This window comes from Streptomyces sp. NBC_01217 (assembly GCF_035994185.1).
In the GTDB taxonomy this organism is placed as follows: domain Bacteria; phylum Actinomycetota; class Actinomycetes; order Streptomycetales; family Streptomycetaceae; genus Streptomyces.
The window spans coordinates 5,891,690-5,914,898 of sequence record NZ_CP108538.1 but is presented as its reverse complement, the minus strand read 5'-3'; the positions used below and the strand labels follow the sequence as shown (position 1 = coordinate 5,914,898).

The 23,209-nt window shown below is 69.8% G+C and carries 21 protein-coding genes and 1 pseudogene; 5 read left to right on the top strand and 17 right to left on the bottom strand.

Annotated elements, in window-relative coordinates; all coding sequences use genetic code 11:
* Positions 1 to 72: 72 nt before the first annotated feature.
* Complete coding sequence (locus OG507_RS26570) at positions 73 to 2,088, bottom strand: translation factor GTPase family protein (RefSeq protein ID WP_327369684.1); 2,016 nt, start codon at positions 2,086 to 2,088, stop codon at positions 73 to 75.
* A 567-nt stretch (positions 2,089 to 2,655) separates the two neighbouring features.
* Complete coding sequence (locus OG507_RS26565; RefSeq protein WP_327369683.1) at positions 2,656 to 3,519, bottom strand: hypothetical protein; 864 nt, start codon at positions 3,517 to 3,519, stop codon at positions 2,656 to 2,658.
* Between OG507_RS26565 and OG507_RS26560 the strand changes: the two genes are divergently transcribed.
* Both OG507_RS26560 and OG507_RS26555 read left to right on the top strand, forming a co-directional pair.
* Positions 3,514 to 3,648 (top strand): hypothetical protein, encoded by a 135-nt coding sequence (locus OG507_RS26560; RefSeq protein ID WP_327369682.1) that lies wholly within the window; start codon positions 3,514 to 3,516, stop codon positions 3,646 to 3,648. The two genes, OG507_RS26565 and OG507_RS26560, sit on opposite strands and share 6 nt — an antisense overlap.
* A 144-nt stretch (positions 3,649 to 3,792) precedes the next feature.
* Positions 3,793 to 4,512, top strand: coding sequence for a class F sortase (locus tag OG507_RS26555; protein ID WP_327369681.1), 720 nt, complete (start codon positions 3,793 to 3,795; stop codon positions 4,510 to 4,512).
* A gap of 109 nt (positions 4,513 to 4,621) precedes the next feature.
* Here OG507_RS26555 and OG507_RS26550 read toward each other — a convergent pair whose 3' ends face one another.
* Positions 4,622 to 4,918, bottom strand: a complete 297-nt coding sequence (locus OG507_RS26550) for a DUF397 domain-containing protein (RefSeq protein WP_327369680.1) — start codon at positions 4,916 to 4,918, stop codon at positions 4,622 to 4,624.
* Positions 4,905 to 5,729 carry a helix-turn-helix domain-containing protein gene (locus tag OG507_RS26545; RefSeq protein WP_327369679.1) on the bottom strand — a complete coding sequence of 275 codons (825 nt, stop codon included), beginning with the start codon at positions 5,727 to 5,729 and terminating at the stop codon, positions 4,905 to 4,907. The genes OG507_RS26550 and OG507_RS26545 overlap by 14 nt, the downstream gene beginning before the upstream one ends.
* A 113-nt stretch (positions 5,730 to 5,842) precedes the next feature.
* On the opposite strand from OG507_RS26545, the gene OG507_RS26540 reads away from it, so the two are divergent.
* Both OG507_RS26540 and OG507_RS26535 read left to right on the top strand, forming a co-directional pair.
* On the top strand, positions 5,843 to 6,067 hold the full coding sequence (locus OG507_RS26540; protein ID WP_327369678.1) for a hypothetical protein: 225 nt from the start codon (positions 5,843 to 5,845) through the stop codon (positions 6,065 to 6,067).
* A 24-nt stretch (positions 6,068 to 6,091) separates the two neighbouring features.
* Positions 6,092 to 6,952: an alpha/beta fold hydrolase gene (locus tag OG507_RS26535; protein ID WP_327369677.1), complete on the top strand. Its 861-nt coding sequence runs from the start codon at positions 6,092 to 6,094 to the stop codon at positions 6,950 to 6,952.
* Positions 6,953 to 6,974: 22 nt separating this feature from the next.
* On the opposite strand, the pseudogene OG507_RS26530 reads toward OG507_RS26535, so the two are convergent.
* The 5 genes and pseudogenes from OG507_RS26530 to OG507_RS26510 form a co-directional block, all read right to left on the bottom strand.
* Positions 6,975 to 7,103: pseudogene (locus OG507_RS26530) on the bottom strand (DNA-binding response regulator); the annotation flags it as partial.
* 42 nt (positions 7,104 to 7,145) lie between these two features.
* Positions 7,146 to 9,179 (bottom strand): hypothetical protein, encoded by a 2,034-nt coding sequence (locus OG507_RS26525; protein ID WP_442811017.1) that lies wholly within the window; start codon positions 9,177 to 9,179, stop codon positions 7,146 to 7,148.
* Between the two features lie 175 nt (positions 9,180 to 9,354).
* The gene (locus tag OG507_RS26520) at positions 9,355 to 9,801 is read right to left on the bottom strand and encodes a DUF6113 family protein (RefSeq protein WP_327369675.1); all 447 of its coding nucleotides are present in this window, start codon (positions 9,799 to 9,801) and stop codon (positions 9,355 to 9,357) included.
* Complete coding sequence (gene mshB, locus OG507_RS26515; RefSeq protein WP_327369674.1) at positions 9,798 to 10,712, bottom strand: N-acetyl-1-D-myo-inositol-2-amino-2-deoxy-alpha-D-glucopyranoside deacetylase; 915 nt, start codon at positions 10,710 to 10,712, stop codon at positions 9,798 to 9,800. The genes OG507_RS26520 and mshB overlap by 4 nt, the downstream gene beginning before the upstream one ends.
* Before the next feature lie 72 nt (positions 10,713 to 10,784).
* Complete coding sequence (locus OG507_RS26510; protein ID WP_093896879.1) at positions 10,785 to 10,979, bottom strand: hypothetical protein; 195 nt, start codon at positions 10,977 to 10,979, stop codon at positions 10,785 to 10,787.
* A 166-nt stretch (positions 10,980 to 11,145) separates the two neighbouring features.
* Between OG507_RS26510 and OG507_RS26505 the strand changes: the two genes are divergently transcribed.
* On the top strand, positions 11,146 to 13,278 hold the full coding sequence (locus OG507_RS26505; RefSeq protein WP_327369673.1) for a S9 family peptidase: 2,133 nt from the start codon (positions 11,146 to 11,148) through the stop codon (positions 13,276 to 13,278).
* Between the two features lie 27 nt (positions 13,279 to 13,305).
* Here OG507_RS26505 and OG507_RS26500 read toward each other — a convergent pair whose 3' ends face one another.
* The 8 genes from OG507_RS26500 to OG507_RS26465 all read right to left on the bottom strand — a co-directional run bounded on the left by OG507_RS26500 (position 13,306) and on the right by OG507_RS26465 (position 23,208).
* Positions 13,306 to 14,307 (bottom strand): hypothetical protein, encoded by a 1,002-nt coding sequence (locus OG507_RS26500; protein WP_327369672.1) that lies wholly within the window; start codon positions 14,305 to 14,307, stop codon positions 13,306 to 13,308.
* A 229-nt stretch (positions 14,308 to 14,536) separates the two neighbouring features.
* Complete coding sequence (locus tag OG507_RS26495; protein WP_327369671.1) at positions 14,537 to 15,667, bottom strand: ABC transporter ATP-binding protein; 1,131 nt, start codon at positions 15,665 to 15,667, stop codon at positions 14,537 to 14,539.
* The gene (locus tag OG507_RS26490; protein ID WP_327369670.1) at positions 15,657 to 16,634 is read right to left on the bottom strand and encodes an ABC transporter ATP-binding protein; all 978 of its coding nucleotides are present in this window, start codon (positions 16,632 to 16,634) and stop codon (positions 15,657 to 15,659) included. Before OG507_RS26490 ends, OG507_RS26495 begins: the two co-directional genes overlap by 11 nt.
* 13 nt (positions 16,635 to 16,647) lie before the next feature.
* Positions 16,648 to 17,622, bottom strand: coding sequence for an ABC transporter permease (locus OG507_RS26485; RefSeq protein ID WP_327369669.1), 975 nt, complete (start codon positions 17,620 to 17,622; stop codon positions 16,648 to 16,650).
* Entirely contained in the window at positions 17,615 to 18,538 is a 924-nt protein-coding gene (locus tag OG507_RS26480) for an ABC transporter permease (RefSeq protein ID WP_327369668.1), read from the bottom strand. Before OG507_RS26480 ends, OG507_RS26485 begins: the two co-directional genes overlap by 8 nt.
* Positions 18,539 to 18,653: 115 nt before the next feature.
* On the bottom strand, positions 18,654 to 20,282 hold the full coding sequence (locus OG507_RS26475) for a peptide ABC transporter substrate-binding protein (RefSeq protein WP_327369667.1): 1,629 nt from the start codon (positions 20,280 to 20,282) through the stop codon (positions 18,654 to 18,656).
* 729 nt (positions 20,283 to 21,011) lie between these two features.
* A complete protein-coding gene (locus tag OG507_RS26470) occupies positions 21,012 to 22,157 on the bottom strand; it encodes an ABC transporter ATP-binding protein (protein WP_327369666.1) in 1,146 nt (381 codons plus the stop codon).
* A complete protein-coding gene (locus OG507_RS26465; RefSeq protein ID WP_442811016.1) occupies positions 22,150 to 23,208 on the bottom strand; it encodes an ABC transporter ATP-binding protein in 1,059 nt (352 codons plus the stop codon). The genes OG507_RS26470 and OG507_RS26465 overlap by 8 nt, the downstream gene beginning before the upstream one ends.
* Position 23,209 lies beyond the last annotated feature (1 nt).

The window sequence follows — 23,209 nt, the reverse complement described above, 5'->3', positions numbered from 1 at the left end:
GCGGCGGAACGGGAGCCGTGCAGGTCCGGGCACGTGTGTACGGACGGGGGCGGAGGCACGCGCCGGGGCCGGTCAGCGGGAATCCTCCCGTCCGGCGATCCTGCGCACCGTCTGCAGGAGGTACTCCTTTCGGTTGAGCGGATCGCGGTCGGTGCGCGGCCTGTCCGGCGGCGTACCGACGACTGCCCGGTGGCTGTCGAAGCCGGATTCCAGGACCCCTTCGCCGCGCGTCAGGCCCGGGAGCTGCTGCTGCAGTTCATGGACGCGGGCCGCCGGAATCTCGCCCTCCAGCACGCAGGCCGCTCCTTGCACGGCCGGTGTCCCGGGCACGGCGCGAAGATGGGCGAGTACGGGCAGGAGCGGGCCGAGCACGTCCGCGGGGAATTCCAGGCGGAAGCGGTGCATCGGTTCGTACACCGTGGTGCCGGCCTCCTTCAGCGCGCTCATCAGGACCAGCGGGGTCAGATTGCGGAAGTCCCCGGCGGTGCTCGACATGCTCTTGTCGAAGACGGCATGGGAGTGGCTCTGCCTGGGCCAGTAGCCGGAGTGCGTCATGGTGACGACGCAATCAGTGACCTGCCAGCCGTGGAGTCCCTGCCGCAGGGTCTCCCCGACGGTCTCCTCCACCGCTCTCATCAGGGAGTACGGCATCGATCCGAGCTCGACCCCCAGCCGGTAGGCGATACCGCTGCCGACCGGCGCCGGGTCGACCCGGAGGCCGATCGTCGCCAGGAAGGGATTGGGGTCCTGGTCGCCGACCTCGTAGGCCGCACCGCTGCCGTTCGGCCGTTCCAGGCAGATGGTCGTGGTCCTGCGGAAGGTGACATCGATTCCGAATTCATCGGCGAGCATCGCCTGAATGACCTCCTTCTGCACCTCGCCGTAGAGCGAGACGGACACTTCCTTGCGGATGTCGTCCTGCCGCAGATTGATCAATGGGTCCTGTTCGGCGAGTTGCGCGAGCGCGAAATGCAGCTCGCCCCTGCTCGCCGGAGCACTGGGGACCACGACCGATTCCAGCGTCGGCGGGGCGAACCAGCGGCCCGGCGCGGTCGTGTCCGCCGCGCCGACCGTGTCGCCGACCCGGATGTCACCCAGGCCCCGGAGCCTGGCGATCCGGCCCGCCCCGACCGCCGCCTCGCGCACGGCCGAGCCGCGGTCGAAGACACTGATCCCGGTCACCTTCCCCTCGGAGCGTTCGTCGCCCCGGCCGAACGGCAGCCGGTCACGGACGCGTACCGTGCCCGAGAACATCCGGACGTACGCGGTCTTCTCGCCGCCCGGACCCCGCTCCACCTTGAAGACGGTGCCCGAGACCGGCCCGTCGGCATCGCCCTTACCCGCGGGCAGCAGCTCTTTGATCCCGCCGATCAGGTCACCCACCCCCGCCCCGGTGATCGCCGAGCCGAAGAACACCGGATGCACGAGCGCCTGCCTGGTCCGGGCCGACAGCGCCTGGCGCAGCCTGCTGTACGGGAGTGCCGCGGCGTTCTCGACGTACGCGGCCAGCAGGGCGTCGTCGTGGTCGGCGAGGAGTTCGGCCATCCGGTCGGTGAAGTCCGCGTCGGCACCGGTGTACGGCACGCAGCGGGCGTCCCGGCCGCCGGGGTCCTCGACCGATCCCATGGCGAGGACGGCCGGGGTCAGCTTCTCGGCGATGCTCCGCAGCACGGCCCCGTCCAGCGCGCCGCCGCGATCGACCTTGTTCACGAAAATGAGCGTGGGAATACGCAGGCGCTGCAGCGTCCGCATCAGCACGCGGGTCTGCGCCTGGACGCCCTCGACGGCGGAGACGACCAGCACGGCGCCGTCGAGCACGTTCAGCACCCGTTCCACCTCGGCGATGAAATCGGGGTGGCCGGGGGTGTCGATCAGATTGACCGTGATGTCGTCGATGGCGAACGAGACGACCGCGGATTTGATGGTGATGCCGCGTTGCCGTTCCAGCGCCAGGGAATCGGTCCGGGTGTTTCCGTCGTCGACGCTGCCGATCTCGTCGATGACACCGGCGGCATGGAGCAGCCGCTCGGTCAGGCTCGTCTTACCGGCGTCGACATGCGCCAGAATTCCCAGATTCAGCGCGTGCACGAAACTCCATGTCTTCAAGATCGGTGGCAATTTCCGCCTGAATGAACATGAGAGTTCCGCGCATGATCTTCTCCTCGGTCGGTCAAGTACTGCGGGGAGTACAGCAGGGAGCCGCCCGGCACGACAACCGATTAACCGCTGTCCGCGTGTCCACCCGTTCCGTTTCCCCGTTCGGCGGCAGAAAACAAGCAGCTCAGCTGTCGTCGCGCTATGCGCTCGCGTACGCCGCCGACAGGGGTTCGAGGGGGCCGCCCCGGCCGCAGGCCCGCCGGGCGCCGCGCGTACGCCTCTCGCCCGAGGCGCTGCGACACTCACCTCAACTCGCCTTACCACGTGCGGCATTGACATCCACCGCGGGGCTGTCGGATGGCCATTTGGGTACGGTCGGGCCATTACGCCACCGCGTGAAAACATCGGCAAACGGGTGGTCCGTCAGCGCTCAAACCTCAAGTGGCTTCGTATGCAGTCCAACGGGTGATTATCAGCTCGGAAAGCCCACCGCTTACCTCCAATGAGGCATTCCCCGATGGCGCCGAAACGAATTCTGGCTGACGGTGGATCATGTCGCTACTGCGCCACAATGAGTCGACACCCAGTCACTCTTCGCGGTTGCGTCGGAAGGAATGTGTTCAGATGCGCTCTGCCCGCACACTGTTCGCTACGGCCGCTGTCACGGCGGTTCTCTCCATTACTGGTCCCTCCGCCTATGCCATGACCATGGCCGCGGACGCGGGACACACCAGCGGTATCCCTACCTCTCTCGGCGATGACCGCGGGTCCGACTACGGCGACGACGAAGGCGGCCGCGGCGGCGACGAAGGGGGGCGCGGCGGCGACGAGGGCGGTCGCGGCGGCGACGAAGGCGGTCGCGGCGGCGACGAAGGCGGTCGCGGCGGCGACGAAGGCGGTCGCGGCGGCGACGAAGGCGGTCGCGGCGGCCATGGCAGGCCGAACGGCGGCGTGCACGCCGGCGGTGGCTTCATGGCCGGCATCACAGCTGACGACCGGGAAGGCGGTCGCGGCGGCGACGAAGGCGGCCGTGGCGGCGACGAAGGCGGCCGTGGCGGCGACGAAGGCGGCCGTGGCGGCGACGAAGGCGGCCGTGGCGGCGACGACGAAGGCGGTCGCGGCGGCGACTTCGGCGACGACGAGGGCGGTCGCGGTGGCGGCCGTGGCGGCGACGAGGGCGGTCGCGGCGGCGGACCCCGTGGCGGCGTGCACGCCGGCGGTGGCTTCATGGCCGGCATCATCACCGACCGGGAAGGCGGCCGCGGCGACGAGGGCGGCCGCGGCGGCGACGACGAAGGTGGCCGTGGCGGCGACGAAGGCGGTCGCGGCGGTGACTTCGGCGACGACGAAGGCGGTCGCGGTGGCGACTTCGGCGACGAGGAGGGTGGCCGCGGTGGCGGCGGTCCCCGTGGCGGCGTGCACACCGGTGGCGGCGGTATGGCGATGACCGGCAGCGGCCTGGCCGCCGGTACGGCCCTGCTGGTCGGCGGCCTCGGCGTCGGCGCGTACAAGCTGCGCCGCCGTCAGTCGTCGGGCGGTGCGATGGCCTGACCGGACCCAACGGCTGACCGGTCGTCTCATGCGTCGCGGCCGTCGTCCCTCGGGGCGGCGGCCGCGACGGCTTCGTTTCCCCACCCCTCGCACCCCCGCACCTCGCACCTCCCGCACTCCCCGCGCAACCGAAAGGCACGTTCCATGGCCGTCCCGCAGTCTTCCGGCTCCACCTCATCCCGGACTGCCCCCGGAACCACGCTGGGCCGCGCCCTGATGTGGCCCGCCGTGGCCGCCGGGATCGGCATGCTCCTCATCTACAACTCGATCAACCCCGCCGCCGACGACAAGCCGCCGACCCCGCCGGTCGCCGCCGTCGCGCCCGCCGTACCCGAGGTCCTCGGTTCCCATGCCGCTCCCCGCCCCGTCGACCCGTCGAAGGTCACCGGCCCGACGATGCTTCGTTCCGTCCCGACGCGGCTGCAGATTCCGTCCATCGCCGTCAACGCGCCCTTCACCAATCTGTCCCTCGGCCCCAACAGCCAGCTGAACCCGCCGCCCCCCAACGACCCCAACCTCGTGGGCTGGTACAAGGACGGCGTCACCCCCGGCGAACGCGGTGCCGCGATCGTGGCGGGCCATGTCGACACGACGACCGGTCCTGCCGTGTTCCTCCAGCTCCAGTTCGTCAAGCCCGGTTCCGACATCAACATCATCCGCGCGGACGGCTCGATCGCCTCGTTCAAGGTCGACTCGGTCGAGACGTTCAGCAAGGCGAAGTTCCCGGACGAGCGTGTCTACGCCGACACCCCGTCCGCGCAGCTGCGTCTGATCACCTGCGGCGGCCAGTACAACAGGACCGTCAAGGACTACATGGACAACGTGGTGGTCTTCGCTCACCTCGACTCCGCCAAGAATGGCTGACGCCCGACCGCCGGGCCGGAAGGCCGGTCGGGGCGGCACGGAACCGAGTCCGTACCGCCCCGACCGGCCTTCCGGGCACCGGAGTTGACCCGATGGCGCGTGATTCCGCTCAGCCGTGCAACCCGTCGCCCTTGACCGCCGTGACGAACGGCGTCCACGCCGAGGCCGCGAAGACGACAGCCGGACCGTGTGGATTCTTGCTGTCGCGGACGGGGACGCAGGCGGTGCAGTCGTCGCTCACTTCGAGGCAGTCGCCGCTACTGCCGCCGCTGTACGAGGACTTGCGCCAGGTCGCGTAGGCCTCGCTGACCTCAAGGCAGTCGCCGCCGCTGTCGCCGCTGTAACTGGACTTGCGCCATGCGGGCAGGGCCGAGGCGTCCGGGACGATGTACTCACTGGGCTTCATGCTCGTATTCCTCCGCGACCGACCTGATGAGCGCCAGGGACGCCTTGTGCGAGAGCGCGTCCCCCAGAGCGTGATCGTAGGCCACCTGGCAATCGCGCACTACAGACGGAAGTTCCCAGACCCGTCCCGTCTTGAGGCCCTCGGCATAGGCCACAGGTGGCATGTCCTCGAACCACATCAGGGAGACCATCCCCTCCAACAGCGCGTGGTATCCGGCCGCGAACGGCAGGACATGCACCCGGACGCGTCGCCGCTCCCCCAGCTCCACAACGTGCCGTAACTGCTTGGCCATCACGGCAGGACCGCCGATGGGACGGCGCAGCACCGCCTCGTCGAGCAGCGCCCACACCACCGGCGAGTGGAAGTTGTCGAGGATACGGGCCCGCTCCAGGCGTGTGACGAGGAGCCTGTCACGCTCTTCGTCGCCCTTGGGCGGGAAACCCGAACTCAGAACCTCGCGCGCGTACGCCTCCGTCTGGAGTAGCCCCGGAATCAACTTCGGCTCGTACAGACGGATCACCGTCGCCTGGCGCTCGAAATCCGCCGCGGCCTCGAAGTGTTCGGCGACCTTCCGTCCGTCCAGCGTCGGCAGGAACCGTACGAAGAAGCCGCCCGTCTCCAGCACCTGGTCCAGCCTCCTGGCGTCCTCCACCGACGGTCTGCGGCGGCCCGCCTCCATGTGCGCCAGGTGTGTGCGCGAGAGGATCGCACGCTGGCTCAGCTGCTCCTGGGTGAACCCGGCCGCCTCCCGCCGGCTGCGTAGCTCCTCGCCGTACGAGACCCTGGATTCGGGATTGTCCTCGATGGCCACCGGCAACTCCCTTACGTGCGAGGCGCATAGTCACTCTTGAACCTCTGGCGAGCGTATCCGCAAGAGCCTCACCCTGTGAGTTGAATCACCAACACAGAGTGAGAGGCAGTGCGATGGCAACACCCTTCGGGCAGGACACCTACGTCGCCCACACCGGCACCGACATCTACGGCCCCGGCAAGGTCATCGAGGTCGACGGGGACCACCGGCGCGTGCGGTTCGTGCACTTCGTGGCGACCATCAAGGCGGGCGATCTGCGCGACGCCTCGCCCGAGGAGACCCATGTCATCGAGGCCTGGCTCCAGCGGAAACAGGAGCGCTACGGGGGCCAGTGGTAGGCGCAACTCAGTAGGCTCGGCCGCATGGTTACGGTGACGGAGACCGATCTCGCACTGAGCGACGGTCGCACACTGCACGTCTACGAGTCCGGCGGCCAGGGGGCCGACACCGTCCTCACGGTCGTCTGGCACCACGGCACACCGAACGTCGGCGCACCGCCCGAGCCGCTCTTCCCGGCCTCCGCCGCGCGCGGCATCCGCTGGGTGTCGTACGACCGGCCCGGCTACGGCGGCTCGACGCCTCACCCGGGCCGGGACATCGCATCGGCCGCCGCCGACGTGTCGGCGATCGCCGACACGCTGGGCATCGGCCGGTTCGCGGTCATGGGGCACTCCGGCGGGGGGCCGCACGCGCTGGCCTGTGCCGCGCTGCTGCCCGAGCGGGTCGTGGGCGCGGTCAGCGGGGCGGGGCTGGCGCCGTACGACGCCGAGGGGCTCGACTGGTTCGCGGGCATGGCGCCCTCCGGCGCGGCCGAGCTGCGCGCCTCGGTGCGAGGGCGCGCGGCGCTCGAAGACCTGCTGATTTCCAGCGACTTCGACCCGGAGATGTTCACCCCGGCCGATCACGCGGCGCTCGACGGTGTGTGGGCCTGGCTGGGCGCAGTGGCCGGGAAGGGCATGGACAACGGCATCGGCGCGATGGTGGACGACGACCTGGCCTACGTCGGCCCCTGGGGCTTCGACCCTGCGCGGGTGGCCGCGCCCGTACTCCTTCTGCACGGCGGCGAGGACCGGGTGGTGCCCAGCTCGCACGGCGAGTGGCTTGCCCGGCACTGCCGTACGGCCGAACTGTGGCGGCGTCCCGAGGACGGACACATCTCGGTGCTCGACTCCGGCGTGCGGGCGCTGGACTGGCTGCTGGAGCATCAGCTTCCGAAGCCATGAGCCCGGTGACAACGTGCTGCTGCAACCAGCCCTTCTCGCGGGCGATGCGGACGGCCTCGGCCCGGTTGCGGGCCGCCGTCTTCTGGATCGCCGTCGCGAGGCAGTTGCGGACCGTGCCCTGAGAGAGGTGGAACGCGGCTCCGCCCCCGGCCGGAGTTCGGGCGGGGGCGGAGCGGATTGCCGGGGGTGCCGGTCAGCCGTTGCCGTTGAGGTTGATCGTCACCGTTCGTTCGGCGGGGGTCTTGCCCAGCAGTGCGGTCTGCATGGCGTGCGCCACGTCGTCCGCGGTGAGCTGGTGCTGCTTGCCGTCGGCCTTGGTGATCATGATGCCGTCGAAGACGCCCTCGCAGAGGGTGTCGATGGCCTTCTTGTCGTAGTGCTCGACGAGCCTGCCCTTGACCGGGACCATCGTGAGGATCTGCGGCAGCGACCTCGCCGGTCCGAACTGGATCTGCTTGGGACCGGCCTTGATGGTGACCAGTCCGGACATCGCGGGCTTGGCGAAGTCCTTCATCGCCCGGTCCAGTTCGGCCTGGGTGATGGTGGGCTCCCGGGTGGTGACCGGCAGTTCGACCGTGGTCGGCGCGCCCGTCTGCACCTGGGCCCGGTACGCGTCGCGCACCGAGATCATCGACTGGTTGACGTCCAGCGCCTTGCCCGACTTGCCGGGTACGGCGACGACCTTGCCCGGCTCGAACTTGATCGTGCCGTCGTTGGCCGTGCCGGAGACGCCCGCCAGGTCCGTCAGCGCGACGCCCAGCTTCTCCTCGTCGACCGGGATCACCGGGTCGACGTCGCGCTTGCCGCCGAAGAGGGAGCCGATGACGGAGACCGGGTTGTAGTCGCTGCCCGCGGCGGAGCGCACGGTCTCCTGGCTGTCCAGGCCGAGCCCCGCCTTGTCCGGTGCGAGCTCGGCCTTCTTGCCGTCCACGGACAGCTGGAGGGGCGTCTGGGCGCGCTCGCCGAGGGCGGCGTCCAGCTTGGCGACGCCGTCCTCCTTCGTGCCGCCGCCGATGTCGACGCCGAGGACGGTGGTGCCCTTGGGGACCTCGGAGTGGTTCATCAGCAGCCCGGCGCCGTACGCGACACCGAGCAGACCGACGACGCCTGCGCAGAGGAGGACCAGCTTGGAGCGGCCCTTCTTCTTCGACGGCGCGGGCGCCGGAGCGGGGCGCGGGGTGGGGGCCGGGACGTGCGACGGGGCGCCGGGTCCAGCCGGTCCGGTGCCCATCGCGCCGTCCGCGATACGGGGCGTCGGATCGGGGCGTCCGCCACCGGGGCCGCCCGGGAACGGGGACGGCGAGCGGCGCTCCGGCGGGATGACGGGGATGCCGCTGGTGAGCGTGTCACCGGAGACGTTGCCGCCGGACCCGGGGGCGGCCGGGGCCGCGAACTGGGGCGTCAGCACCGCCGTGTCGTCGGACATGCGCGGGGGCACGCCGCCGGGGGCGCCGGAGCCCCGCGGACCGCCGGGGCCGCCCGCTCCGGCCGGCTTCGGGGTGAGCGACGAGGTGCCGCCGGCCGGGCCCGTGGTGGGTCCGGAGGGGCCCGGCGTACGCACTCCGAGGTTCGGCGTGGGGCGCGGACCGGCTCCCGGGCCCGCGGGGGCGCCGGGGGCGAACCCGTCGAGGGGGCTGCCGCCGGGGTGGGGTGCGCCCTGGTCGCCCGTGCGCTGCGAACCGTCCGAGAAATACGGCAGGTCGGCGCGGGGCGGGGCGGGTACGGCGCCCGTGGGGGCGTCGCCGCCACCGGCGGCCGGGGGGTTCGCCGGGGTCTTGCGCGGGGCGAACCAGTCGCTGCCGCTCTTCTCCCTGGCCGGCTTGTCGGCAGCCGGTTCCGCGGGCGCGGCCCCGGCTCTCGCCTCGGCACCCGGCGCACCCTCGGACGCACCCGGCGCACCGCCCGACACGGGCGAGCCGGGGCGCGGGACGGTGCCCGTGCGCTCGGCGTCGGCGGTGTCCGCGTCGCTCATGGGCGTACGCATGACGACAGGCGGGATCGGACGCGAGCCCGGAATATTGATCCGGATGCGCGTCGTCAGCGTCGTCTCGGTCCGCGGCTCCTCGGACCTAGGCGGGTCCGCAGGCTCCGGAGCCCCCTCCGGGGCGTCCTGCGAGGGGTGCAGCGACGGATACTGGCGGGATCCGTACGGCGGCGTCCCCGAAGGGTACGCGGCGCCTCCGTGCCCCTGGGGCCCGGAGGACGAACTGTCAGTTTCACGACTCAAAGCAGGTTCTCCCGATTGGCTCCGCCGCCCGTACTTCCCCCATGCCGCAGGCCTGGGGACGGCTCGGCGCGCGAACCACCATACTGGCCGCCGCCGACAGACACCCCGCCACCGGGGGAAACGACTGTGTGACCACCGGACGGACAAGGGGCATTACGGGATCGGACGTGGCACATTACTTGCCAGGTCGGCCGCTGTCGGCGCCCAGTTGAGGCGACCGCGACATGGTGGCACAGATCACAGCGATCGCCATGCCGCCCAGCATGAAGAGGGTCAGCCCCAGTTCGTCGCCGAAGACATAGTCGCCCTCCGGCCGTCCGCCGAGCAGAAGAACGACCGAAACCAGCCAGCCCGCCGCGGGGGCGAGGCTGCCGAGCTGGGTGCCGAAGACGCAGCGCCCTCCGTAGAACAGCCCTGCGCAGGCGGCCAGCGCGAGCACCAACCCGGCGGGGAACCAGGCGGCTTGGACGAGCGCCCCGGCGATCCCGACGAGCGCCCCGAGGACGGTGAGGCCCACGTAGACGGCGATCCGCCCGGGATCGAGCGGCGCGGCGAGCCCGGTGGCCCGCGCGTCCCCTGCGGGTGCGCCGGGGCGCGGTGTGCGCTGCTTTCCGCCGCTCATGGCCTTGCCTCCGGGACTCCGGCGAACAGATCGTCCTCGCGGGCCCCTTGAGGGGCTCCCGAGGCGCCGCGCACCAACTCGTAGTACTCACTGGTGAAGAGGGGCTGGCCGAGGTCGTTGGAGAGGGCGAAGAAGGGCCCGTCCACGGCGATCTGGGTGGCATGGGCCCGCATCGCCGCGCCCTTGGCCGCCGCGTGGGCCGCACCGTCGATCTGCGCGGTGATCCTCGCGTCGTCGACCACGCCCGGTACGTCGTCGACGGCGGCGATCCCCGGGAAGGCGTCCGGCGCGGTGGCCCGCAGACGCGCGAAGCCCGCTTCGGCGACCGAGCGCGGCACCCGGTTCCAGTAGATCTTGGCGATGGTGTGCGGGCCGTCCGGTTGCGCGGCGGCCGGTCCGGTGCGGTACGCGGGGTCGGCGGCCAGTTCCGCGGCGCGCATCGCGACGCGGTGCGCCTGGATGTGGTCGGGGTGCCCGTAGCCGCCGTCGGGGTCGTAGGTGACGAGAACCTGCGGGCGCACCGAGCGGATCACCTCCACGAGGTGACCTGCGGCCTCGTCCACGTCCGCGTCCCAGAAGGCGCCGGGGCGGTGGTTCTGCTCCGCGCCCATCATTCCGGAGTCGCGGAAGCGGCCCGGGCCGCCGAGGAGCCGGTGGTCGGTGACGCCGAGTTCCTTCATCGCGGCGGCGAGTTCGCCCCGGCGGTGGGGGCCAAGGATGTCGTCCCGGTCCGAGGCGAGATGGGCGAGCGCGGGCGGGATGACCTCGCCCTCCTCGCCGAGCGTGCAGGTCACCAGGGTGACCTGGGCACCCTCGGCCGCGTACCTGGCCATGGTGGCGCCGTTGTTGATCGACTCGTCGTCGGGGTGCGCGTGCACCAGGAGCAGACGCCGGGCGGGATGGTCCGTCATGGGGACCACCCTACGAGCCGGGCGCCCCGTGCACCGACCGCGCCCGTGCCCCGGCCGCCGACGAGCCGCGCCTCAGAACTTGAGGCTGCCGATCATGCCCGCCACGTTCGTGGTCAGGTTCGAGATGCTGGGCGCAATGGACGAGCTGGCGAGATAGAAACCGAGCAGCGCGCAGACCACCGCATGTCCGCCCTTCAGTCCGGATTTCCGGATCAGCAGGAAGACGACGATCGCCAGCAGCACCACCGCCGAAATCGAGAGTGCCACGGCGGTTCACCTCCATCAGTACGGTCGGGTCGGGCAGCACACATGGAGCCAGCAGGTTCTTACCCACCGAGCGCTACGGATCATAACTATCCGTGGCACCGCATTGATCGGGGCACAGCAGCACGAGGGGCGCACGACCGGGTGGTCGGGGACTAGGTTCGGGCCCATGACTTCGCAGAAGATCTCGTTCCCCCGCCAGCACGCCAGGACCATGCGGTTCACCCTCGGCGCTCCCCGCGCGTTCACCGTTTCACCCGACGGGGAGCGGGTGGTGTTCCTGCGGTCGGGCTCCGGCACGGACCGCTCGGGCCGGCTGTGGGTGCTGGATCTGCCGGAGGGCGGCGCTCCGCGGGAGCGCGTCGTCGCCGACCCCGAGACGCTGCTCGGCGGTTCGGCGGAGCGGCTGTCGGCCCAGGAGCGGGCCAGGCGCGAGCGCAGCCGTGAGGGCTCCGCGGGGATCGTCGGCTATGCGGTCGACGCGGCGGCCGAGTTGGCCGCCTTCGCGCTTTCCGGGAAGGTGTACGTCGCGGAGTTGCGGGCGGGTACGGCGCGGGCGCTGCCGGTGCCGGGTCCGGTGATCGACCCGCGGCCGTCGCCGGACGGGCGGCACATCGCGTATGTGTCCAAGGGGGCGCTGCGTGTGGTGGGCGCCGAGGGCGAGGGGGAAAGGGCGCTCGCGGAGCCGGAGGACGGGGGCGTGACGTACGGCCTCGCGGAGTTCATCGCGGCCGAGGAGATGCAGCGTTCGCGGGGATTTTGGTGGTCGCCGGAGTCGGACCGGCTGCTGGTCGCCCGGGTCGACGACAGCCCCGTACAGCGGTGGTGGATCGCCGATCCCGCGCACCCGGACCGCAGGCCGGCCGAGGTCGCGTACCCGGCGGCGGGGACGCCCAACGCCGAGGTGCGGCTCTTTTTGACGGGCCTGGACGGCACCCGTACCGAGGTGGTCTGGGACCGGGCGCGGCACCCGTATCTGGCGCAGGTGCACTGGTCGTCGGCCGGGGCTCCGCTGCTGCTCGTGCAGGCCCGTGACCAGCGCAGCCAGCTCTACCTCGCGGTGGACACCGAGAGCGGTGCGACGCGGACGGTGCATGTCGACGAGGACCCGGTATGGCTGGAAATCTTCCCCGGCGTGCCCGCGTGGGCGCCGGACGGGCGGCTCGTGCGGATCGCGGACGAGGACGGGGCGCGGGTGCTCGCGGTCGGCGACCGGCTGCTGACCGGGGCGCAGTTGCAGCTGCAGGCGGTGCTGGACATCGGTGATTCGGATGTCCTGGTGTCGGCGTCGGCGGGCGAGGAGGCCGCGGAGCCGGAGACCGGCGAGAGCCATGTGTACCGGGTCAACGAGCTGGGCGTCGAACGGGTCTCCGAAGGGGTGGGGGTGCACTCGGCCGTCCGCGCGGGCGGTGTGACGGTGCTGGTCTCCCAGTCGCCGGAGCGGCCGGGGGCCCGTGCCGAGGCGCTCCGGGACGGCAAGCCGGTCGCCGTCGTCGAGAGTTTCGCGCAGGAGCCGGTCCTGTCGGCGCGGGTGCACCTCACCGAGGGGGGCGCACGGCGAATTCCGTGCGCCGTGCTGCTCCCCGAGGGGTACAACGAGTCGGACGGACCGCTTCCGGTGCTCATGGACCCGTACGGCGGGCCGCACGGCCGTCGGGTGCTCGCCGCCCACAATCCGCATCTGACGTCGCAGTGGTTCGCCAACCAGGGCTTCGCGGTGGTCGTCGCGGACGGCCGGGGCGCACCGGGGCGTTCGCCGGGCTGGGAGAAGGCCGTCAGGAACAACCTCGTCCTGACCGTGGACGACCAGATCGAGGCGCTGCACGCACTCGCCGAGAGGTTCCCGCTGGACCTGGGCAGGGTGGCGATCCGCGGCTGGTCGTTCGGCGGCTATCTGGCGGCCCTGGCCGCGCTGCGGCGGCCGGACGTCTTCCACGCGGCGGTGGTGGGCGCTCCGGTGACCGATCTGCGGCTGTACGACACCCACTACACCGAGCGCTATCTCGGCGATCCGGCGAAGCAGCCCGAGGTGTACGCGCACAACTCGCTGCTGACGGACGAGGGGCTGTCGGAGGCCGCGGACGAGGTCCGGCCGATGATGATCATCCATGGTCTGGCGGACGACAACGTGGTGGTCGCGCACGCGCTCCGGCTGTCTTCGGCGCTGCTCTCGGCGGGGCGCCCGCACGAGGTGCTGCCGCTCAGCGGGGTGACGCACATGACGCCGCAGGAGCAGGTCGCGGAGAATCTGCTGCTCCTGCAAGTGGACTTCCTGAAGCGGTCGTTGGGGCTTCGGGGGTAACCCGGCAGCGGTGGGCGGCCGCGCCCGTCACCAGCCCGGCGGGGGCTGGGACGGGGGCGGCGGGCCGAAGACGCCGGGCCGCGGATAGCCGTACCCCTGCCCATAGCCCTGATGGGGCCGGGGCGGGGCTTCGGCGGTGCCCCGCCGGGCCAGCACGATCAGCACCACCGCACCGACGATCACCTCGGAGACCCAGGTCAGCACCACGAGTCGGTCCTCGACCGGCAGATCGGCGAAGTGGTCGAGCATCTTGTAGTGCACGGCGCGGGACACTCCCGCCGCCCCGCCGGTGAGCAGCAGTCCGGCGGCTATCAGGCCGAAAGGCCGCGCGTGCACCGCACGCAGCAGCGCACTCGCGGCCGCGTACAGGCACAGCAGCGCGATGAGCATGTCGCTCCAGCCGGGCGGCGGGTCGATCAGCGCCTGGAAGAACGCGTCCCCGCCCACGTACCAGTCCGGGAGGAGGCCGGGGTCGCGCACCACCTGCCGGATGTCCCAGGCGATCACGAGCGCACCCGAGGCGCCCAGCAGCAGGAAGGCGGTCACACCCGCGCCACGGCCGGGGCGCGTCGGGGTGCTTTCCGTGGAGTCGCGCGGCTCCCTGCGGCCGGCCCCCGCGGTGACGAGAAGGGCGATGCCCGCCGCGAGGGCCGCGAAGGTGCAGATCAGGGCGCGGGCGCGGAGGTCGTCGGTGAAGCGGGCGTTCATCGCGGAGTCACCGATGTTCCAGAGCCCGGGCAGCCGCATGGCGAGCGTCACCGCTCCGGTCGCGACCAGCGCGGTGGCGGCCACCGCGGAGCGCAGGGCCGCGAAGGCGGCGACGAGATACACCACGAGCAGCGCCACGTCATTGGCCGAGGTGGTGGGTACCGCGGAGAGCCGCACGTCGGAGTGGGCGCCCCAGTACCGCACCAGATCCGCGGGCTCGTCGACCGCTGCGACGTCCCGCGCGAGCCAGCCCGCGACGATCAGAGCGAGCAGGGCGCAGAGCAGGGCGCCGGTGATTCTCGCCCCCCGTGTAAGTATCACGCGAGCGATACTCCACCGTCTCCGGGCGCCGTACAAGGGGCCTTGCGGGAGACGGCACGGCGGCCGGACAGGGGCCCGCCGGGGGTGAGCCAACGGGCAACCGGCCGGGGGGACTTGAAGTCACCCCGGCCGGTTCACGGCACCCGCACGGCCGTACGCGGACCATGCTGGCGCGTTCGTATATCGGACGTGAGACGGTCAAGTTGCCCGTGCGTTAACGTGTCCGTGGTCACTCGGCCATGCCGCTCCCGGAAGGCGGCGGCCCGTCCGTCTCCTCGTCCACGCCGTCCTCCTGCGCCCCTGGTTCTTCCGTGACCGTCTCCCCGGGCGGCACCACCTGCTTCTCCTCCGCGAAGTGGCAGGCCGAGTCGTGCGCGGCGGGTGTGTCCGTCAGCCGGAAGACCGCCGGGACGGCCAGCAGTGGCACCTCCAGTTCGCACCGCTCCTGCGCCTTCCAGCAGCGGGTGCGGAAGCGGCAGCCGGAGGGCGGGTTGGCGGGCGAGGGGACGTCACCGTGCAGGATGATCCGCTCCCGGTGCTCGCGGGCCAGCGGGTCGGGCACCGGGACGGCGGACAGCAGCGCCTGGGTGTACGGGTGCGTGGGGTGGTCGTAGATCTGCTCGTCGGTGCCGGTCTCGACGATCCGGCCCAGATACATCACGCCCACCCGGTCGGAGATGTGCCGGACGATCGAGAGGTCGTGCGCGATGAAGACGTAGCTCAGCCCGAACTCCGACTGGAGCCGGTCCAGCAGGTTGACGACCTGCGCCTGTACGGAGACGTCGAGGGCGGAGACGGGTTCGTCGGCGACGATGATCTCGGGGTTGAGGGCCAGACCGCGGGCGATGCCGATGCGCTGGCGCTGGCCGCCGGAGAACTGGTGCGGATAACGGTTGATGTACTCCGGGTTGAGACCCACGACATCGAGCAGGTCCTGCACCTTGCGGCGCCGGTCGCCCTTGGGGGCCACCTCGGGGTGGATCTCGTAGGGCTCCCCGATGATGTCGCCGACCGTCATCCGGGGGTTGAGCGAGGTGTACGGATCCTGGAACACCATCTGGATGTTGCGCCGTACGGCCTTCAGCGCGCGGCCGGACAGCTTGGTGACGTCCTCGCCCTTGTACGTGATCGAGCCGGCCGTCGGCTGTTCCAGATGGACGAGCATCCTGGCGACGGTCGACTTGCCGCAGCCGGACTCCCCCACGATGCCGAGGGTCTCGCCCGCAGCCAGTTGGAAGGAGACGCCGTCGACCGCCTTGACCGCACCGACCTGCTTCTTGAACAGGATGCCCTGGGTCAGCGGATAGTGCTTGACGAGGTCGCGGACCTCCAGGATCGGCTCCGTCCGGTCAGCGTGCATCGAGCGTCTCCTTCCAGAAGTAGCAGGCGCTCTCGCGGTGCTGGGCCACCTCGAACAGCGGCGGCACCTCGCCACGGCAGATGTCCTGGGCCAGTGGGCAGCGCGGGTTGAAGGCGCAGCCGGGCGGGATGTGCAGCAGGTTGGGCGGCAGTCCCTTGATCGCGTACAGCTCCTGGCCCTTCTGGTCCAGCCGTGGGATCGACTGGAGGAGGCCCTTGGTGTACGGGTGGGCGGGGGCCTTGTAGATCTCGTGGACGGGGGCCGACTCCACGATCCGGCCCGCGTACATCACGGCGATGTAGTCGGCGACGTCCGCGACCACGCCCAGGTCGTGGGTGATCAGGATGAGCCCCATGTTGAGCTCGCGCTGGAGCTCCGCGAGCAGATCCATCACCTGGGCCTGGACGGTCACATCGAGGGCCGTGGTGGGTTCGTCCGCGATGATCAGCGAGGGGTCCAGCGCCATCGCCATGGCGATCATGATGCGCTGGCGCATGCCGCCGGAGAACTGGTGCGGGTAGTTCCCGACACGTTCCTTCGCGGCCGGGATGCGGACCCGGTCCATCAGCTCGATGGCCTTCGCCCGGGCGTCCTTGCGGGACATGCCTCGGTGCACGACGAACATCTCGCCGAGCTGGTCCCCCACGCTGAGCACGGGGTTGAGGGACGACAGCGCGTCCTGGAAGATCATGGCCATCTCCTGGCCGCGGATCTTCCGGCGCTCCTCGGCCTTGAGCTTCAGCAGATCGCGGCCCTTGAAGATGATCTCGCCGCTGCTGATCTTCCCCGGCGGCATGTCGAGAATGCCCATGATCGCCTGTGCGGTGACCGACTTGCCGGAGCCGGACTCGCCGAGGACCGCGAGCGTCTCGCCCTCGGCCACCGAGTAGTTGACCCCGTTGACGGCTTTGGCCACCCCGTCCCGGGTGTGGAACTCCACGTGCAGATCGCGCACTTCGAGCAACATGGCAACGGGCTCCTCAGCGCAGCTTGGGGTCGAGGGCGTCGCGCACCGCGTCGCCGAGCATGATGAACGCGAGCACGGTGACCGCCAGCGCTCCGGCGGGCCAGAGCAGCATGTGCGGGGCGTTGCGGATGTACTGGGAGGCGGCCGAGATGTCGATGCCCCAGGAGACCGCCGGCGGCTTCAGACCGACGCCGAGGAACGAGAGGGTCGCCTCCAGGGAGATGTACGTGCCCAGGGCGATGGTCGCGACGACGATCACGGGGGCGACCGCGTTGGGGGCGATGTGGCGCAGCATCATCCGGGAGTTGGAGGCGCCGAGTGCGCGGGCCGCCTGGACGTAGTCGTTCTGCTTGGCGGTGATGACCGAGCCACGGGCGATACGGGCGATCTGCGGCCAGCCCAGCAGCACGATGAATCCGATCACCGGCCAGACGGTCGAGCTGGTCACCACGGAGAGGAAGACCAGTCCGCCGAGGACGACCGGGATGCCGAAGAAGATGTCGGTGATACGGGAGAGGAACGAGTCCCACCAGCCGCCGAAGAAGCCGGCCAGCCCTCCCAGGATGCCGCCGAGGATCGAGACTCCGACGGTGGCGCAGACGCCTACGGTGACCGATGTCCTGGCCCCGTAGACGGTACGGGTGTAGACGTCGCAGCCCTGGCCGTCGAAGCCGAACGGGTGGCCGGGCTGGGAGCCCTCCTGGGCCTTGCCCAGGTCGCAGTTGAGAGGGTCCTGGTCCGCGATCAGCGACGGCCAGATCGAGATGATCACCAGGAAGAGGATGATCAGGGCCGAGATGATGAAGACCGGGTTGCGGCGCAGGTCGCGCCAGGCGTCGGACCAGAGACTCCGGGGCTTCTCGGCCGGTCCGGTGCCCTCGGGGCCGCCCGGTGTCTTCTCCAGCGTCTCCCCTTGCGCCAGGGCGAGATCCATGGCGGCTCCTGCCCCGCCCGGGGAGATCGCTTCGTCCGGCGTCTGCTCAGGCATAGCGGATCCTCGGGTCGAGTACGGCGTACAAGAGGTCGACGATCAGGTTGGCCGCCAGGAAGACGAGGACCAGGACGGTGACGAACCCGACGACGGTCTGGGAGTTCTGGCGCAGGATGCCCTGGTAGAGCTGGTAGCCGACGCCGTGGATGTTGAAGATGCGCTCCGTGACGATCGCCCCGCCCATCAGGGCGCCCACGTCCGTACCGATGAAGGTGACGACGGGGATCAGCGAGTTGCGCAGCAGATGCCGCAGGACGACCCGGCGCCTGGGGAGGCCCTTGGCGGTGGCGGTACGGACGTAGTCGGCGCTGGCGTTCTCGGCGATCGAGGTCCGGGTGAGCCGGGTGACGTACGCCAGGGAGACCGAGGCGAGGACGAGTCCGGGGACGAGGAGCTCGTTGAACGGCGCCTCCGGGGAGACGGACGGTTTGATGACGCCCCACTCCACGCCGAGGAGGAGCTGGAGCAGCAGACCCGTGACGAAGGTCGGGATGGAGATGACGACCAGGGTCAGGATCAGCACCGTGGTGTCGACGGGCCGGCCGCGGCGCAGACCGGTGATGACGCCGAGGGTGATGCCGATGACGACCTCGAAGACGATCGCGACGATGGTGAGCCGGATGGTGATGGGGAAGGCGGTGCCCATCAGCTCGGTGACCTTCTGGCCGTTGAACGCGGTGCCGAAGTCGCCGGTGAAGACATTGCCCATGTAGGTGGCGTACTGCTGCCAGACCGGCTTATCGAGGCCGAATTCCGAGCGGAGCTGGGCGGCGGTCGCCGGATCGCACTGGCGGTCTCCGCAGAGACCCGCGATGGGGTCGCCCATCACATTCACCATGAGGAAGATCAGCAGCGTGGTGCCGAAGAAGACCGGGATCATCTGCAGCAGCCGCCGGATCACATAACGTCCCATGAAGGGCTCCGGGGGTCGCGGGGGTCAGAGGCTCGGGGCTGGGGGTGACACGCCGGGGGATGCGGAAGCCGGGCGTCCGGTGCCAGGAAGGCACCGGCCACCCGGCCTCGACGGGTCACTTGACCTTGATCTGCTCGTACACCGGGACACTGAACTGGTTCAGCGACACATCGCTGATCCGTTCCGAGTAGCCCGCGCTGCCGTTCTGGTACCAGAGCGGAATGACGGGCATCTGCTCGACCAGGACCCTTTCCGCGTCCTGGAAGGTGGAGACGGCCTTGGCCCGGTCGGACTCGGCGTTGGCCCGGTCGACGAGGCCGTCGAAGGCCTTGTTGCTCCACTTGCCGTCGTTGGACGAGGCGTCGGTGTAGTACAGCGGCTGCAGGAAGTTCTGGATCAGCGGGTAGTCCATCTGCCAGCCGGCCCGCCAGGCGCCGGTCAGCTTCTGCTGGGAGACCTGGCTGCGGAAGTCGGCGAAGGTGCCGACAGGGGCGCCGACGCAGGCCTTGTTGTTGCCCAGGACCTTGTTGATGCTGTTGCAGACGGCGTCGACCCACTCCTTGTGGGAGCCGGTGTCCCCGTTGTACGTGATCTTGAGCTGGCCGCCGGGGATGCCGCCGCCCTCCTGGATCAGCTTCTTGGCACTCGCCGCGTTGTACTCGCAGGGTGCGCCGCACAGCCCCTCCTTGAAGCCGCCGTCCACGCCGAGGACCGGGGAGGTCCAGTCGGATGCGGGCGTGCGGGTCTTCTGGAAGATCTGGCTGGTGATCTGGTCACGGTTGATCGCCATCGACAGGCCCTGACGGACCTTGATGCCGCCGGGGGTGTCCCACTTCTTGTCGTAGAAGGGGAAGGCGAGGGTCTGGATGATGCCTGCCGGGGTGTTGATGTACCGGGCGCCGAGGTCCGCCTTGACGTTCTTCAGCTGCGAGGCGGGCACGTCGTCGACGAGGTCGAGGTTGCCGGCCAACACGTCGGTGTAGGCGGTGTTGTTGTCGGTGTAGACCTTGAGGTCGATGCCGCCGTTCTGCGCCTTGTCGTCCCCGGGGTACTGGTCCCACCTGCGCAGGTTCATCGACGAGCCCTTGGTGTACTTGTCGATGGTGTACGGGCCGTTGCCGATCGGCTTGGACACCCAGGCGGCGTGGTCGGTGAAGAAGGCCTTGGGCAGCGGGGCGAAGGCCGGGTAGCCGAGGGTGTCGGGCCAGAGGGAGAACTTCTGCGTCAGCTTGACCGTGAAGGTGCGGTCGTTGACGAGCTTGAGGCCGGCGAGCGTGTTCGCGGTGGCGCTGCCGGATTCTGGGTGGACCTTGTCGTATCCGTCGATGTAACCGAAGAAGTAGGCGTTCTTCTGATTGTTCTTCAGCAGCGCCCCGTAGTTCCAGGCGTCCACGAAGGACTTCGCGGTGATCTTCTCGCCGTTGCTGAAGGTCCAGCCGTCCTTCACGGTGATGGTGAAGTTCTGGCTGTCCTTGGTGTCGATCTTCTCGGCGAGCATGTCGATGGCCGCGCCGGTCTTCGGGTCGTACCTCTTGAGTCCCCGGAAGATCATGTCGAGGACCTTGCCGCCCTGCACCTCGTTGGTGTTCGCGGGCTCCAGCGGGTTCTGCGGGTCACCCCAGGAGGAGCTCACGACTCCGTCGGCGCCACCGCCGCCGCCGCTGTCCCCTCCGCCACATGCCGTCGCCGCGAGGGCGACGGCCACCGCACATGCGGCCCACTTGGCCTGTGTGGCTCCGCGCATGGAGTGCCTCCTCTAGATCTTCCTCACACGTAGAGCCAAATATCACCTCATAACGTGACCAATGCATCATATCTGCGCCCGTACGTGTACCTGTGTCACGGAGCCATTCGGGTGCCGGGACGAAGCAACGATCACGTCCGCACCCCGCCACCAAAGCTCAATAGCCCCTCAAATCCCATATTTCGTCCGGCACTTGAGTGACAGGATCTGACACGTACCCAACAGGAACACCCCGAATCCGGAGGATCTACGTGAAGCGTGTCATGAGCACCGTTCTCTCCACCGCGCTGCTGAGCGCGGGAGCTGTGGCGGTGTCCGCCGCACCGGCCTCGGCCGGCACCAAGTGCGACGACAACCCGATCTACTCGATCGGGGACAAGAAGACCGTCTGGCGCGCCACCAACGTGCACAGCGACTGGGCGAAGCCCGGTGTGACCATCAGCTACGCCAAGAACAAGACCGGCAGCTGGACGGCCACCGGTACCGCCACCGTCGGCGCCGAAGCCGGGGTCATCTTCGCCAAGGCGTCGACCTCGTTCAGCGTCTCCGTGGGCAGGACCTGGACGAAGTCCGAAAGAGCAGCAACCTGTGGGGCATCCAGTACTCGTAGCCTTGCGAGCAAGGACATTGACGGACCGCCACAACCGCGGAGGGTGACGGTACGTCGAAGAAGGCGAAAGGCCCGGAACCTCAGGGAGGTTCCGGGCCTTTCGCGTCACACGCGCCGTGCTACGAGGCCGCGCCGACGATGTCCTTCTCCTCGGCGAAGTGGCACGCCGAGTCGTGCGCGGCCGGGGTGTCCACGGACTTGAAACGCTCGGGGACCGCCAGCAGCGGGACCTCCACAGCGCACTTGTCCTGGGCCTTCCAGCACCGCGTACGGAAGCGGCAGCCCGACGGCGGGTTCGCCGGCGAGGGGACGTCACCGGTGAGGATGATCCGGTCACGGCCCTCACGGGCCTCGGGGTCCGGGACCGGGACCGCCGACAGCAGCGCCTGGGTGTAGGGGTGCGTCGGGTGGTCGTAGATCTCCGTGTCCGTACCGATCTCGGCTATCTTGCCGAGGTACATCACACCGACCCGGTCCGAGATGTGCCGGACGATCGACAGGTCGTGCGCGATGAAGAGGTAGGACAGGTTGAACTCGTCCTGCAGCTTCTCCATCAGGTTGATGACCTGCGCCTGCACCGACACGTCGAGCGCGGAGACCGGCTCGTCGCAGATGATGATCTCCGGGTTGAGCGCGAGGCCGCGGGCGATGCCGATGCGCTGGCGCTGACCGCCGGAGAACTGGTGCGGGTAGCGGTTGATGTATTCCGGGTTGAGCCCGACGACGTCCAGCAGCTCCTGGACCTTGCGTCGCCGGTCACCCTTCGGGGCTACCTCGGGGTGGATGTCGAAGGGCTCGCCGATGATGTCGCCGACCGTCATGCGCGGGTTCAGCGAGGTGTACGGGTCCTGGAACACCATCTGGATGTTGCGGCGCACGGCCTTCAGCGCGCGACCGGACAGCTTGGTGATGTCCTGGCCCTTGTAGAAGACCTCACCCGCGGTCGCCTGCTCCAGGGTCATCAGAAGCTTGGCGACCGTGGACTTGCCGCAGCCGGACTCACCCACGATGCCGAGCGTCTCGCCCTTGTACAGGTCGAACGAGACGCCGTCCACTGCCTTGACCGCGCCGACCTGCTTCTTGAACAGGATGCCCTGGGTCAGCGGGAAGTGCTTGACCAGGTTGCGGACCTGGAGGATCGGCTCCCCCTTCGACACCGGTGCTTCGATGGCGGCGACCGCCTCCGCCTCGGTGGCGGCGGCGACCGTCTCCACTTCGGTGACGTTCGGGGTGGCGTCCACGGGCTCCTTGGTGATGTCAGCCATGGATCGTCTCCTTCCAGAAGTGGCAGGCGCTGCCGCGTCCGACCAGTTCGGTGCCGTCCTGCTCGGTCACCGGGCGCAGGGCCGGGGTCTCCGTACGGCAGATGTCCTGCGCCATCGTGCAGCGCGGGTTGAAGGCACAACCCGAGGGCACGTTGAGCAGGTTGGGCGGCAGGCCCTTGATCGCGAAGAGCTCCTGGCCCTTCTGGTCCAGGCGCGGGATCGAGGCCAGCAGACCCTTGGTGTACGGGTGCGCCGGGCGCTTGTAGATCTCGTGGACCGGGGCCGTCTCGACGATCCGGCCCGCGTACATCACGGCGATCTTGTCCGCGACGTCCGCGACGACACCGAGGTCGTGCGTGATCAGGATCAGACCCATGTGGTACTCGCGCTGGAGCTCCGCGAGGAGGTCCATCACCTGGGCCTGGACGGTCACGTCGAGCGCGGTGGTCGGCTCGTCCGCGATGATCAGGTCCGGCTCCAGGGCCAGCGCCATGGCGATCATGATGCGCTGGCGCATACCGCCGGAGAACTGGTGCGGGTAGTCCGAGACCCGGGCCGCGGCGGCCGGGATGCGGACCCGGTCCATCAGCTCGATGGACTTGGCCCTGGCCTCCTTCTTGGACAGCCCCTGATGCACCCGGAACATCTCGCCGAGCTGGTAGCCGACGGTCAGTACGGGGTTCAGCGAGGAGAGCGCGTCCTGGAAGATCATCGCGATCTTCTGGCCACGGATCTGGCGGCGCTCCTCGTTGGACATCTTGAGCATGTCCTGGCCGCGGAAGAGGATCTCGCCCTGCGGGATGCTGCCGGGCGGCATGTCGAGGATGCCCATGATCGCCTGCGCGGTCACGGACTTGCCGGACCCGGACTCACCGAGCACGGCGAGGGTCTCACCGGCGTTCACGGAGTAGTTGACCCCGTTGACCGCCTTGGCGACGCCCTCCCGGGTGTGGAACTCCACGTGCAGATCGCGGACCTCGAGCAGAGGTCCGGTGTGGTCGTCCTCGGCGCGCTGGCCAGGGACGACCGGCTTGGTATCGATGGTGCTCACG

Excerpts from the sequence above, each read along its gene's own strand:
- OG507_RS26550 (WP_327369680.1), bottom strand. The coding sequence starts at position 4,918 with ATGAAGCCCAGTGAGTACATCGTCCCGGACGCCTCGGCCCTGCCCGCA.
- OG507_RS26490 (WP_327369670.1), bottom strand. The coding sequence starts at position 16,634 with ATGTTGCTCGAAGTGCGCGATCTGCACGTGGAGTTCCACACCCGGGAC.
- OG507_RS26485 (WP_327369669.1), bottom strand. The coding sequence starts at position 17,622 with ATGCCTGAGCAGACGCCGGACGAAGCGATCTCCCCGGGCGGGGCAGGA.
- OG507_RS26535 (WP_327369677.1), top strand. The coding sequence starts at position 6,092 with ATGGTTACGGTGACGGAGACCGATCTCGCACTGAGCGACGGTCGCACA.
- OG507_RS26475 (WP_327369667.1), bottom strand. The coding sequence starts at position 20,282 with ATGCGCGGAGCCACACAGGCCAAGTGGGCCGCATGTGCGGTGGCCGTC.
- OG507_RS26555 (WP_327369681.1), top strand. The coding sequence starts at position 3,793 with ATGGCCGTCCCGCAGTCTTCCGGCTCCACCTCATCCCGGACTGCCCCC.
- mshB (WP_327369674.1), bottom strand. The coding sequence starts at position 10,712 with ATGACGGACCATCCCGCCCGGCGTCTGCTCCTGGTGCACGCGCACCCC.
- OG507_RS26495 (WP_327369671.1), bottom strand. The coding sequence starts at position 15,667 with ATGCACGCTGACCGGACGGAGCCGATCCTGGAGGTCCGCGACCTCGTC.
- OG507_RS26505 (WP_327369673.1), top strand. The coding sequence starts at position 11,146 with ATGACTTCGCAGAAGATCTCGTTCCCCCGCCAGCACGCCAGGACCATG.
- OG507_RS26470 (WP_327369666.1), bottom strand. The coding sequence starts at position 22,157 with ATGGCTGACATCACCAAGGAGCCCGTGGACGCCACCCCGAACGTCACC.
- OG507_RS26480 (WP_327369668.1), bottom strand. The coding sequence starts at position 18,538 with ATGGGACGTTATGTGATCCGGCGGCTGCTGCAGATGATCCCGGTCTTC.
- OG507_RS26540 (WP_327369678.1), top strand. The coding sequence starts at position 5,843 with ATGGCAACACCCTTCGGGCAGGACACCTACGTCGCCCACACCGGCACC.
- OG507_RS26520 (WP_327369675.1), bottom strand. The coding sequence starts at position 9,801 with ATGAGCGGCGGAAAGCAGCGCACACCGCGCCCCGGCGCACCCGCAGGG.